Source organism: Clostridium intestinale, assembly GCF_035905475.1.
GTDB lineage: Bacteria > Bacillota > Clostridia > Clostridiales > Clostridiaceae > Clostridium_T > Clostridium_T intestinale.
Window position 1 is genome coordinate 1,120,235 of sequence record NZ_CP121166.1, and the last position, 12,582, is coordinate 1,132,816.

Here is a 12,582-nt window from a genome sequence, read left to right on the forward strand (position 1 = left end):
TTTAGAAAACTATAGTCATTTGTAAAGGTTTATAATACTCAATAAGACAAACAAAAATATAAACAAAACTTTTGAAGGATGGTGTATTATGAGTTTTCCAAAGAATTTTTTATGGGGTGGAGCTACAGCTGCAAACCAATATGAAGGTGGATATAAAGAAGGCGGTAAGGGTTTAAATACAAGTGACGTGTTGACTGAAGGTAGTCACACTGTACCTAGAAAAATAACATGGCGTAATCCAAACACAGGTGAAACTGGGTATTTGGAAATTAGCTTTCTAAAACCAATGGTATTTCCAGAAGGAGTAGAACCTGCAATTCTTGATGAATATTATTATCCAAGTCATGAGGCTACTGACTTCTATCATCATTATAAAGAAGATATAGCTTTATTTGCGGAAATGGGTTTTAAATGTTTTAGATTATCATTAAATTGGGCACGTATTTACCCAAATGGTGATGATGCTCAACCTAATGAAGAAGGATTAAAATTCTATGAAAATGTTTTTGACGAATGTAAAAAATATGGAATAGAGCCACTAGTAACTATTTCGCATTATGAAACACCATTAAATCTTTCAATAAAATATGGTGGATGGCTTGATCGTAGAGTAGTTGATTTTTATGAAACTCTATGTAGAACTGTTTTCACAAGATATAAAGGAAAAGTTAAGTACTGGATGACTTTTAATGAAATTAACATAATGGGAATGATGCCGTTTATGGCTGGTGGAGTTATGAAGTTTGATGAGCAAAGTAAAGCTCAGGCTGTTCATCATCAATTTTTGGCAAGTGCTAGAGTAGTTAAAGCAGCTAAAGAAATTGATCCAAACATGATGGTTGGACTTATGATTGCATATGGTTCTAATTATGCTGAAACTTGCAATCCATTAGATCAATTAGAAGCAATGAAAAATATCCAAAAAACACATTTCTATACAGATGTGCAAGCTAGAGGATATTATCCAGAATATAAACTTAAAGAATATGAAAGACTTGGTGTAAAAGTTGAAATGGAACCAGGGGATTTAGATGAACTAAAAGAAGGAACAGTTTCATTTATAGGTTTCTCATGTTATTCATCTCATGTTAGTACGTCTAAAAAAGATGCAGAATCTGAAGGTGGAAACTTCTCAATGGGAGCAAAAAATCCATATTTAAAATCAAGTGACTGGGGTTGGTCTATTGATCCAACAGGTTTAAGAATAGCTTTAAATACTTTATATGAGCGTTATCATTTACCACTTTGGATAGTTGAAAATGGATTAGGTGCTGTAGATAAGGTAGAAGAAGATGGGAGTATCCATGATGACTACAGAATAGATTATCTTCGTGAACATGTAAAAGCAATGAAAGAAGCTATAGAACTTGATGGTGTAGACTTAATGGGTTACACTCCATGGGGCTGTATTGACTTAGTAAGTGCTGGTACTGGTGAAATGAAGAAACGTTATGGTATGATTTATGTTGATCGTGATGATAAAGGAAATGGAACTTACAATAGAAGTAGAAAAGATTCTTTCTTCTGGTATAAAAAATGTATTGAATCAAATGGGGAAAAATTATAAAATATAGTTATTTCAATAGGAGGCATATTAATGTCTCCTATTTTTTATGAAATTTTATTAATTGATTTGAGGAAGTATATGTTGACAGAATATATTCCAACGGAATATAATTTTAATATAAAGAAGTAGAAAAATGGAGAAGGTGAATTAATGGTAACCTTACAAAATGCGGTAAAAGTATATATTCCAATGACAGAAACAATGTATTATATTCTTCTTTCATTAGTTGAAGAGAAACATGGATATGGAATAATGCAGCACGTTGAGGAAATAACAAACAAAAGGTTAACTTTAGGTGCAGGAACAATTTACAAAAGCATCTCAAGGCTAGAAATAGATGGGCTAATTAAATCAGTAAAAGTTGAAGATAGAAGAAAGATTTACAAAACAACTGAATTAGGAAGAGAAATATTGGAGATGGAAGTAAATAGACTCAATGAATTAAATCGCAATGGAATACTTTTATTAGAAAGGAGTAAATAATGGATAAATTATTCAAGAAAAGAAAAATAAATATATTAAATTTTGTTGAATATGAACTGTGGTTAGAGGACCTTCAATTAAAAGGTTGGAAGCTATCAGAAATAAAAAATAAAACTCATATATTTACAAAAGATATTTCTAAAAAGCTTAGATATTGTTTAGATTATTGTGAAGATTATGTTGATCGTCCTAGTAAATATTATGAGAAAGTTTATTCTGACTTTGGATGGGAATTAGTTTATAAAAATAAAGATATTTTTTTATGGAAAGTAGAATATGAGGAAGAAAGACCAAACGCATTTAATAATATAGAAGAAATTGAAAGACGTAATAAAGAATTTATAAAAGAATCAAAACCAATGTTAGTTGTATGTATTTTATTGCTTGTTATTACTACAGTTAATTATATGCCAAGATTTTTTGTAGCATATGATATTAAAAATATGATATTTATGTTTGCTTGGTATATGCTTGCAATGACAAAAGTAATTCCAATAATAAAGAACTATAAATATTATTTTAAAAACAAAGGTTTAATAGATAAAAATCTATAATTATTTGGAGGTAAGTATTACTGCCTCTTATATTTATTAGCTTAAAATGTTCGGACATTTCAAATTTAAAAAATTGTAATAAAAGAGGTGATACTTTAGTTAAGTAATGAAAATGCTCTTGAGAGCAAGGCGTTATTATTTTAAAATAAGATATAATATAAAACACTGGAGAAAATAAATGAATTATATATCGATAGATTTTGAAACTGCAAATGAAAAAAGAAACAGTCCCTGTTCAATAGGAGTGGTTGTTGTAAAAAATGGTGAAATAGTGGAGAAGATTCATCATTTAATAAAACCAAAAGAAATGAGATTTATGCCAATAAATATTGGAATTCATGGGATAAGACCGTCAATGGTTATGGATGAACCAGAGTTTGATATAATATGGGATAAGATTGGACATCATTTTAATAATAGTTTGGTAATAGCTCATAATGCTTCTTTTGACATATCAGTTCTTAGAAATAGTGCAGAACTTTATAATATTGAACTTCCGAGCTTTAAATACGTCTGTACAATGAAGCTTGCAAAAAACTTTTATAAAGAAATTGAAAACTCAAAATTAAATACAGTAAATGATTTTTTAGGATATGAATTTAAGCACCATGATGCTTTATATGACGCTTTAGCTTGTAGTAATATACTTAACAATATATCAGCGGAATTGGATTGCAGAGACATTGATGAAATATCAAGATTGCTAGGAGTAACCATAGGAACTGTAGATAGTAATGGATATACGCCATCATCTACTAAAGGGAAGGGTATAAAGATATCTAATAAAATTTCTATTAAGAAAAAAGAAAGTGCACTAAAGAACTTAAATAAAGATGCTTTTAAAAATGAAGTCGTAGTTTTTACTGGCAAATTAAATTCTATGTCAAGAGATGAAGCTATGAGAACAGTTAAAAATCTAGGGGGAAGTTCAGGTAGTTCTGTAACTAAAAGTACAACCATATTAGTTACAAATATGAAGGATATAGAATCTTTAACTAGAGGCGAAATGAGTACTAAACTTAGAAGAGCCACTGATTTAAATAAATTTTGGCAGAAGATTAAGATAATTGACGAAGAAAAATTTTTAAGTATGTATCGATAGACAGTTTTATTAAAAACATAGCTAGAGTAATGTTGAACTAAAAAATAATTCCCTAATGTATGTTTAATATTAAGATATAATGCACACACTACAATAGTAAAAATAAGCAAAAAATACGGAATTAGGTGATTTAAATGATATATATATATAATTGCTATGGAGGAACTCATTCATCTGTTTTAGCAATTGCTTATCACTTAAAAATGCTAAATGAAAATCGAGAACCAACTAAAGATGAAATATTGAATCTGCCTAACTTTAATAAATTATCTTATAAGGATCGTGGAGAGCTTTTTTATCATGGAATTGATCAAGATGGAAACAAAGTTTATACTGTAGGTAGAGGAAATTCAAAAAAATTGATTCCAGGATTGTATAATCTAACTTCTATGCTTCATATGCAAAAAGTATTGAATGAGAAAATTATATTTTCAAATACATCACCAACTGTTCCATTAGCAATGACTTTTGGTGGATTATTTTCAAGATTATTAAAAATTGATTCTGTAGGAGTACCATTGATTGTAAGGGGAGCAAAACAATCATACAAGAATATAATACAACTTGTAAATCACACAGTTAAGGTTGCTAAAGAATGTAAATCAGATGTTATTGTTTTAAATAATAAAGAATTTAAGTAAATATAAATTTTAAGTATGTATTGATGTGAAATGTCAGTACATACTTTTATATTTTTAACTTAATTAATCAATAAGAAGAAATAAATAGCAATAAAGTTTAATAAATAGCAGTAAAAATATTTACAATATAAACAAAGTGCAATATAATAGGTATAGAAAATAAATAATAAGGATGTGTATTTATGAAAGATAAAAATGTTAAGATGCAAACTGCATTTAAATCTAAAGAAGGTAAAAATGAAGTTTTGAAATATTATGAATCAATAATTAATGAATCTGGGGTTAGTCATGAAGAAATTTATATTGAAACAACTTATGGAAAGACTTTTATTATAGCTAATGGAGAAAAAGACTTACCACCACTTATATTACTTCATGGAAGCGGTATGAATTCTGTTATGTGGATCAAAGAGATGGAAAAGTATTCAGAAAATTATAGAGTATATGCAATAGATATGCCTGGAGAGCCAGGAAAAAGTATTGAAACTCAACTATCGCTTGTAGGAGATGATTTATCAAATTGGCTTAAGGATGTTTTTGAAGCTCTATCCATAGAAAAGTCAAGTATTGTTGGAATTTCATTAGGCGCATGGTTAGGAGCAAAATTTTCTATTAAATATCCACAAAAGGTAAATAAACTTGCTTTGCTTTGTCCAGCAGGAATAGGTCCTCAAAAAAAGTCATTTATTTTTAAATCTTTATTCTATATGTTATTAGGAGAAAGAGGAATAGATAAATTGTACTATAGAATTAATGGGGACAAACTTATACCACAGGTAATGTTAAATTATCAAAAATTAATTGCGAAACACTTTAACTTTAGAAAGGAGACTATTCCTCTATTTAGAGATGAAGAAATATTAAAACTAACAATGCCTGTTGCAGTATTTGTAGGTGGGAAAGATATTATGCTACATTCAGAAAAGACAACAAAACGTTTAAAATCATTGTTAGGACATGCTATGGTAAAATTCTTTCCTAATGAAGGTCATTCTTTAATTAATCAAGGAGATGAAATAAGAAAATTTTTAAATGAAGATATATAAGTCATAATAGTTTTTGATTTAGTTTTTTATTTTAGGAACTTAGTCTGAAAAAACTATTGACTTAGAGTTAACTTCAAGGAGTATAATTACCTAATATAAAAGTAAATCAAAGTTAGGAGAGAAAATATGAACTTAAATATTTTGAACAACATAAATTCCCCAAGGGATTTAAAGCAATTAAATAAAGAGCAGTTATACACATTGGCAGGAGAAGTAAGAGATGCAGTAATAAATAAAGTTAGTCAAACTGGTGGACATTTTGGACCTAACTTAGGAATGGTTGAGGCAACAATAGCATTACATTATGTTTTTAATTCACCAGTAGATAAGATAGTTTATGACGTTTCCCATCAGTCATATCCTCATAAGATATTAACTGGTAGAAAACATGGATTTATAGAAAAGGATAAATTTGATTCTATAACAGGATACACTTCACACGTAGAAAGTGAACATGACTTTTTTATAGTTGGTCATACATCAACTTCAGTAAGCTTAGCTTGTGGTCTTGCTAAAGCACGTGATATAAAGGGTGATAAAGAAAATATTATAGCTGTTATAGGGGATGGTTCCTTAAGTGGGGGAGAAGCTTATGAAGGTCTTAATAATGCAAGTGCATCAGGAAAAAATATAATTATATTAGTAAATGATAATGACATGTCCATAGCCACAAATCATGGTGGACTGTATAAAAATCTAGCTAAGCTTCGTGAAACAGAAGGAAAGGCTGAAGATAATTTCTTTAAAGCTTTAGGTTTTGAATATCACTTTGTTAAAGATGGTCATGATATAGAATCTTTAATTGAGGTGTTTTCAAAGGTTAAAGATATAGATCACCCAGTAGTTGTTCATATGAACACTATAAAAGGTAAAGGATATAAAGACGCTGAAATTAATAAAGAAGCGTTTCACTGGTCTGCACCTTTTGATTTAGAAACTAAAAAACCACTATTTACAAGTTCGAGAGAAAATTATGGGGATATTACAGACAACTTCCTGATTGAAAAAGCAAAAAAAGATAGTCGTATCGTTGGAATATCTCCTGGAACACCTATGGGTGGATTTAATAAATTTAGATATGAATTTAAAGATCAATTTGTAGATGTTGGAATAGCAGAGGAACATGCAATTGCTTTAGCTTCAGGTATAGCATCTCAAGGGGGAAAACCTGTTGTATCAGTTATGAGTTCATTTGTACAAAGAACATATGATCAATTGTCACAAGATTTAGCAATTAATAATAATCCGGCTTTAATACTTGTACAAGGTGGTGGAATTAGCGGCTCAGATGTAACTCACCTAAGCATATTTGATATCCCTTTAATATCGAATATTCCTAATATAGTTTACCTTGCTCCGACAACAAAAGAAGAATACATAAGCATGATGGAATGGGGCTTGGAGCAAAATGAACACCCAGTTGCAATAAAAGTGCCAGGAAAAGGGGTTATATCAACAGGAGAAAAAGTTTTAGCTGATTTTTCTAAGTTAAACACTTATAAAAAAGTAAGTGAGGGAAGCAAAGTTGCAATAATAGCACTTGGAGCATTCTTTGAGCTTGGAGAAAAAGTAAAAGCAAAGCTAAAAGATACTATGAATATAGATGCAACACTAATTAATCCAAGATTTATAACAGGAATAGATAAAGATATGTTAACTGAACTTATGGCTAATCACGAAGTTGTTATAACTTTAGAAGATGGAATACTTGATGGTGGCTTTGGAGAAAAGATAACAAGATTTTATGGTGCTAAAGATATGAAGGTCCTAAACTTTGGTGCAACAAAAGAGTTTACAGATAAGGTTGATATAAAGGAACTTTTCAAGCGCTATCATCTAACTGACGATTTAATAGTTGAAGATATAAAAAACATATTAGCCTAAAACCAAGTTTCAAAATATGAAAAAATATCCTCATTAAAGACTGTATAATTATAATTGTAAACAAGTGAACTAATTTGTTGAAAAATAATTACAGTTTAGATGGGAGAAATGAATATGACAATTAAGTTTCCAAATGATTTCTTATGGGGTGGCGCTACTGCTGCGAACCAATTTGAAGGAGCATATAATGAAGATGGTAAAGGGTTATCAATTCAAGATGTTTACCCTAAGGGAATTATGGGTGGTATAACTGATGAACCAACAGAAGACAATATGAAATTAATAGGAATAGATTTTTACCATAGATATGCAGAAGATATAAAGTTATTTGCTGAAATGGGATTTAAAGTTTTTAGATTATCCATAGCATGGTCTAGAATATTTCCAAATGGAGATGACAAAGAACCAAACGAAAAAGGTTTAGAATTTTATGATAAAGTTTTTGATGAGTGTTTAAAATATGGTATAGAACCACTTGTCACTATATCACACTATGAAACGCCATTAGCTCTAGCTAAAAATTATGATGGATGGAAAGATAGAAGGCTAGTTGGATTTTTTGAAAATTATGTAACAGTACTATTTAATAGATACAAAGGTAAGGTTAAATACTGGCTTACATTTAATGAAATAAATTCAGCTCTACATGCACCTTATATGAGTGGAGGAATCTTAACACCAAAAGATAAACTAAGCAAAAAAGACTTATATCAAGCAATGCATCACGAATTAGTTGCTAGTGCTTCAGCAGTTAAAATAGCTCATAAAATAGATTCAAGTTTAAAGGTAGGTTGTATGATATTAGGAGTGCCTAATTATCCATTAACACCTAATCCAGCTGATGTACTAAAGGCTTTGGAAGCAGATAGATCTAATCTTTTCTTTGCAGATATTCATGCTAGAGGTAGATATCCTAGATATATGAATAGATATTTTAAAGAAAATAATATTGTTATTGATATGGAACCAGGTGATGAGGAAATCCTAAAAAATACAGTTGATTTTATATCCTTCAGCTATTACATGAGTGCTTGCGCAACAGCTGATGAAAGTAAAAAAGCTGGAAAAGGGAACATTATTGGGGGAGTTCCAAATCCATACCTAAAAGCTAGTGACTGGGGATGGCAAATAGATCCGGAAGGTCTAAGATATATACTTAACGTTCTATATGACAGATATGAAAAACCACTTTTCATTGTAGAAAATGGACTTGGAGCAGTAGACGAACTAATTACAGATGAGAATGGAAATAAAACTGTAAATGATGACTACAGAATTAATTATTTAAATGATCATTTAGTTCAAGTGGGAGAAGCTATAGAAGACGGTGTAGAACTTATGGGATATACTACTTGGGGATGTATTGACCTTGTAAGTGCATCAACAGCAGAGCTTAAAAAGAGATATGGCTTTATCTATGTTGATAGACATGATGATGGAAGTGGAACTTTGGATAGATACAAAAAGAAGAGCTTTAACTGGTATAAAGAAGTTATAGCAACCAATGGAGAAAGTTTAAAAAGAAGATAATATTAAATAGAATTTTTAAAAAGCAACTGAGGTTATATCAGTTGCTTTTTTTGAAAAAACTATTGACCCTAACATGATGTCATAGTGTAATCTATACTTAGAGCTTAGAAATTGAAAACTCATTGCCGGCAAAGTTTAGAGAATATTAAAGCTCTATAATCAAACTTGGAGGAATATTTATGAGAACAGTAAAACAAGTTTCGGATTTGACAGGCATAAGTGTTAGGATGCTTCATTATTATGATGAGATAGGTTTGTTAAAGCCAACTTTAACTACAGAAGCGAAATACAGACTTTATGATGATGAGGCATTAGAAACTCTTCAACAAATTTTATTTTTTAAAGAACTCGATATACCCCTTAAAGAAGTTAAAAAACTCATAGATAATCCAAGGTTTAATAGATCAAAGGTTTTAGAAAATCAAAAAAAGCTTCTTATTTTAAAGAGGAATAGATTAAATGATTTGATAAAACTAATAAATAGAACTATAAAAGGAGAGAGTGAAATGAGTTTTAAAGAATTTGATATGAGTGAATACTTTAATGTTCTTGATGAATTCAAAAAGGATGAAGATAAGATAATTAAGGTATATGGTAGCATGGATAAATATGATGAAATGATTGAAAAAATAAGATCAAAAGAAGATGAAATAGCTGATATGGCTATAAAAGAGTATGGAAGTATAGAAAAGTATGCTAAAGCAGTAAAGCAAAATCTTAATAGTGATCTTTTAATTTTATCTGAGCAATATGCCGCATTTAAAAAGGAACTCCTAGAGGATACAAATCCAGAACTAGCAAGGTTGTTTAAAAAACTTTTAGAAGATTTAAAAAAAGGCACTTCATCAAAAGAAATTCAAGTAATTGCCGATGCAATAACCAAAACTGTAAAAAAGAATTATAAAATTTTTGAAGATGAAATTGGAGATGAGCATTGGTTCTATATGATTAAGCTATTTCTAATTAATGAAGAATGGATAAAAGATGTTGATAATAAATATGGTATTGGGGCATCAAAATTCATAGGTCAAGTACTAGAAATAAACTTAGGTGGTAAAAAACCTAAAATAGAAACCTTATATGATAATTTAGTTTCGGATTTAACTAAAGATCCATCATCTTCTGAAATCCAAAAAATTATTAATGAAATAGCTTATGAAACAGATAAAAGTAATAAAATATACAAAATAGATCAAGGCGAAAATCATTGGGCATATATGTCTGATCTTTATTTAAATAACGATATATGGATAAAAGTTACTGATGATAAATATGGAGAAGGAACATCAAGATTTATAGGTGAAGCCTTTAAAGTATATGCAGATAAACGTAAAAACTAAAAAGATTATATTTGTAATAAAGGAAACTTATTTTGAGTTTCCTTTTATGAATTAAGGAAGCGTCAAATATTGAATAAAATAATATGTTGACAAGAAAGAATATAAATTCTATAATTAATTCGTACTCGAACGAATGAGGTGTTGAGAATGGATAAGAAATGCATTATGGGAAAGATTAATATGATTAGTGAAACTTTTGATAAATTTATGATTAAAAAAATAAAAGCTGAGGGCTTACCTATATTGCAAAATCACATAACTTTATTCCATATTCTACCAGAAGATGGTTCTAAACTATTATTTAATGAAGTAGCCAACATATGGAATATATCTAAATCATCGCTATCAGATATTATTAATAAATATGAAAATCAAGGATTAATTAATAAATGTGAATGCCATGAAGATAGAAGAAGTATTCATATAATTTTAAAAGAGGATGCTATGCCCATAAAAAGAAGAATTTTAGAACTAGAGGAAGATTTTCGAAATGTGTTATTAGAAGATTTTACTCAAGAAGAAAAAGTTGTGTTTGAAGATAATATCAATAGTGCATTAAGTAATATCAAAAAAATGCTATAGGTGTATTTTTTTGAAGATATTATACGTACACGTACGAATAATTGTTGAAGGAAGGTATTTTTATGAAAGAATTAATAATTAAATCATTAGATAAAATTAGACCAATATTGCAAAATGATGGTGGGGATGTTGAATTTGTTGGTGTCAGCAATGATGGAGTTGTAAGTGTTAAAATGCAAGGCGCTTGCGGGAATTGTCCTGGAGCTATGATGACTATTAAAATGGTTATAGAAGATAGATTGAGACAAGAAGTACCAGGAGTTAAGTCTGTAATAGGGGTTTAATATTATTTTAAGATGTATTTCATAAGTTAAGGAAATGCAACTTAAAGTAAATCAATACGTTCGAGTACATTTTTAGTGATTTTGGTTAGGTTAGGGAGGAAACTATGTTTACTAAAATAAAAAATAGGCTAGTTTTTAATTCAATAAGAAAAAGATTGATTTTTAATTTTACTTTAATAGCAGCAATAATATTAGTTATTTGCACGATCTTTTTTACTTTTGAAATGAGAAAAGGTATAGAAAATCAAATGAAAGCTGATGAGATAACATTAGTTAATAATATAAAAGCAAATATAGAAGGTTTAGACAATGTTGATAATGAAAGTATGCAGGAAGTAATATATGCCACAGATAGTATATCAGTAAAACATATGAATGAACAAATACATAAAAGCTTAATTAACAGTATTATATTTGGGTTTGTAGTATTAGCCCTAACTTTCATAGTTGCATTACAAATTGGAAAAAGGATAGCAAAACCTATAGAGATAATTAAAGATGCTATAGAAAAAGCAGGAGAGGGAGATTTTACAGTAGAATATACTATTAATAGTAATGATGAAATAGGGAAACTTGCTAATGCTAGTACAAAAACCAGAAAAAGCATGAGAGAACTTGTTAGAAAAATTAAAGTTATATCTGAAAGTTTAAGTAACATATCAAATAACATATCTAGCGGAGGAAATCAAATAGCATTATCAAGTGAAGAGATTGCATCAGCAGTGAATAATGTATCACAAGGTGGAATGAAACAAACAGAATCTCTTGAAGAGGCAGTAAACTTACTTAAGAATTTTTCAAGTGACTTAAATGGAGTAAATGATAAATTAAATCTATTGTCTAAAGATGGAGAATACATAAGAAAAGATGCAAATGCAGGTGCAGAGAAAATTAATAATCTCTCCGCTAGTGTAGATGAAATGCTTAATTCATTTACTCTTGCAAAAACAAAAGTTGAAAATCTAGATGAAACGATATCTCAAATAAATTCAATTGTTGATGTCATAAATGGGGTTGCATCTCAGACAAATTTATTAGCATTGAATGCTTCAATTGAAGCAGCAAGAGCTGGCGAATCTGGAAAAGGATTTTCAGTAGTTGCAAATGAAATAAGAAAACTTGCTGAAGAGGTGTTAATGTCATCAAAGGGAATAGCTAATCTTGTAAATACTGTAACAAAAGAAACCCATGATGTTTATGATACTACAGAGCATGTAACTAATATAGTTGCTGAAAGTAGACAAGATATAGAAACAGCAATTGATGCATTCAAACAGGTAATTATAAGAGTAAATGATATACCTAAGGAAATTAATGAAGTACATAGTGTTTTAAAGGGAACTGTAGGTACAAGTAATGGAATATTAAAAACCGTAGAATCAATAACCTCTGAATCTCAAACAATTACAGCTTTATCAGAAGAAGTAACTGCTTCAACAGAAGAGCAGGCAGCAATTACAAATGAGATGTCCATAACTTCTAAAAAATTGGTTAATATATCAAAGGTATTAGAGAAAAATGTTTCTGCCTTCGATATTTAGTATATATTTAAAGTCAGGCAATAACGCC

General features: G+C 29.4%; 12 protein-coding genes. All 12 read left to right on the plus strand.

Features of this window, described 5'->3' with window-relative positions; translation table 11 throughout:
- Window positions 1-88: 88 nt before the first annotated feature.
- A complete protein-coding gene (locus tag P8F83_RS05800) occupies window positions 89-1,567 on the plus strand; it encodes a family 1 glycosylhydrolase (RefSeq protein ID WP_326513831.1) in 1,479 nt (492 codons plus the stop codon).
- 150 nt (window positions 1,568-1,717) lie between these two features.
- Window positions 1,718-2,050: a PadR family transcriptional regulator gene (locus P8F83_RS05805; protein WP_326513832.1), complete on the plus strand. Its 333-nt coding sequence runs from the start codon at window positions 1,718-1,720 to the stop codon at window positions 2,048-2,050.
- On the plus strand, window positions 2,050-2,604 hold the full coding sequence (locus P8F83_RS05810; protein WP_326513833.1) for a DUF2812 domain-containing protein: 555 nt from the start codon (window positions 2,050-2,052) through the stop codon (window positions 2,602-2,604). The genes P8F83_RS05805 and P8F83_RS05810 overlap by 1 nt, the downstream gene beginning before the upstream one ends.
- A gap of 178 nt (window positions 2,605-2,782) precedes the next feature.
- Window positions 2,783-3,706, plus strand: a complete 924-nt coding sequence (locus P8F83_RS05815) for an exonuclease domain-containing protein (protein WP_326513834.1) — start codon at window positions 2,783-2,785, stop codon at window positions 3,704-3,706.
- Between the two features lie 134 nt (window positions 3,707-3,840).
- On the plus strand, window positions 3,841-4,347 hold the full coding sequence (locus P8F83_RS05820) for a DUF3189 family protein (protein ID WP_326513835.1): 507 nt from the start codon (window positions 3,841-3,843) through the stop codon (window positions 4,345-4,347).
- 182 nt (window positions 4,348-4,529) lie between these two features.
- Window positions 4,530-5,393: an alpha/beta fold hydrolase gene (locus tag P8F83_RS05825; RefSeq protein ID WP_326513836.1), complete on the plus strand. Its 864-nt coding sequence runs from the start codon at window positions 4,530-4,532 to the stop codon at window positions 5,391-5,393.
- Between the two features lie 126 nt (window positions 5,394-5,519).
- Window positions 5,520-7,277 (plus strand): 1-deoxy-D-xylulose-5-phosphate synthase, encoded by a 1,758-nt coding sequence (locus P8F83_RS05830; protein ID WP_326513837.1) that lies wholly within the window; start codon window positions 5,520-5,522, stop codon window positions 7,275-7,277.
- Window positions 7,278-7,391: 114 nt separating this feature from the next.
- On the plus strand, window positions 7,392-8,807 hold the full coding sequence (locus tag P8F83_RS05835; RefSeq protein WP_326513838.1) for a glycoside hydrolase family 1 protein: 1,416 nt from the start codon (window positions 7,392-7,394) through the stop codon (window positions 8,805-8,807).
- Between the two features lie 179 nt (window positions 8,808-8,986).
- A complete protein-coding gene (locus P8F83_RS05840) occupies window positions 8,987-10,147 on the plus strand; it encodes a MerR family transcriptional regulator (RefSeq protein ID WP_326513839.1) in 1,161 nt (386 codons plus the stop codon).
- A 147-nt stretch (window positions 10,148-10,294) separates the two neighbouring features.
- Window positions 10,295-10,729 (plus strand): MarR family winged helix-turn-helix transcriptional regulator, encoded by a 435-nt coding sequence (locus P8F83_RS05845; protein ID WP_326513840.1) that lies wholly within the window; start codon window positions 10,295-10,297, stop codon window positions 10,727-10,729.
- A gap of 62 nt (window positions 10,730-10,791) precedes the next feature.
- Window positions 10,792-11,013 (plus strand): NifU family protein, encoded by a 222-nt coding sequence (locus tag P8F83_RS05850; protein ID WP_021801783.1) that lies wholly within the window; start codon window positions 10,792-10,794, stop codon window positions 11,011-11,013.
- Window positions 11,014-11,117: 104 nt separating this feature from the next.
- Window positions 11,118-12,554 (plus strand): methyl-accepting chemotaxis protein, encoded by a 1,437-nt coding sequence (locus P8F83_RS05855; protein WP_326513841.1) that lies wholly within the window; start codon window positions 11,118-11,120, stop codon window positions 12,552-12,554.
- The last annotated feature ends 28 nt before the right edge of the window (window positions 12,555-12,582 follow it).

What these genes read in the sequence shown, in the direction of transcription:
- P8F83_RS05800 (WP_326513831.1), top strand. Translation starts at nt 89, where the DNA reads ATGAGTTTTCCAAAGAATTTTTTATGGGGTGGAGCTACAGCTGCAAAC.
- P8F83_RS05805 (WP_326513832.1), top strand. Translation starts at nt 1,718, where the DNA reads ATGGTAACCTTACAAAATGCGGTAAAAGTATATATTCCAATGACAGAA.
- P8F83_RS05810 (WP_326513833.1), top strand. Translation starts at nt 2,050, where the DNA reads ATGGATAAATTATTCAAGAAAAGAAAAATAAATATATTAAATTTTGTT.
- P8F83_RS05815 (WP_326513834.1), top strand. Translation starts at nt 2,783, where the DNA reads ATGAATTATATATCGATAGATTTTGAAACTGCAAATGAAAAAAGAAAC.
- P8F83_RS05820 (WP_326513835.1), top strand. Translation starts at nt 3,841, where the DNA reads ATGATATATATATATAATTGCTATGGAGGAACTCATTCATCTGTTTTA.
- P8F83_RS05825 (WP_326513836.1), top strand. Translation starts at nt 4,530, where the DNA reads ATGAAAGATAAAAATGTTAAGATGCAAACTGCATTTAAATCTAAAGAA.
- P8F83_RS05830 (WP_326513837.1), top strand. Translation starts at nt 5,520, where the DNA reads ATGAACTTAAATATTTTGAACAACATAAATTCCCCAAGGGATTTAAAG.
- P8F83_RS05835 (WP_326513838.1), top strand. Translation starts at nt 7,392, where the DNA reads ATGACAATTAAGTTTCCAAATGATTTCTTATGGGGTGGCGCTACTGCT.
- P8F83_RS05840 (WP_326513839.1), top strand. Translation starts at nt 8,987, where the DNA reads ATGAGAACAGTAAAACAAGTTTCGGATTTGACAGGCATAAGTGTTAGG.
- P8F83_RS05845 (WP_326513840.1), top strand. Translation starts at nt 10,295, where the DNA reads ATGGATAAGAAATGCATTATGGGAAAGATTAATATGATTAGTGAAACT.
- P8F83_RS05850 (WP_021801783.1), top strand. Translation starts at nt 10,792, where the DNA reads ATGAAAGAATTAATAATTAAATCATTAGATAAAATTAGACCAATATTG.
- P8F83_RS05855 (WP_326513841.1), top strand. Translation starts at nt 11,118, where the DNA reads ATGTTTACTAAAATAAAAAATAGGCTAGTTTTTAATTCAATAAGAAAA.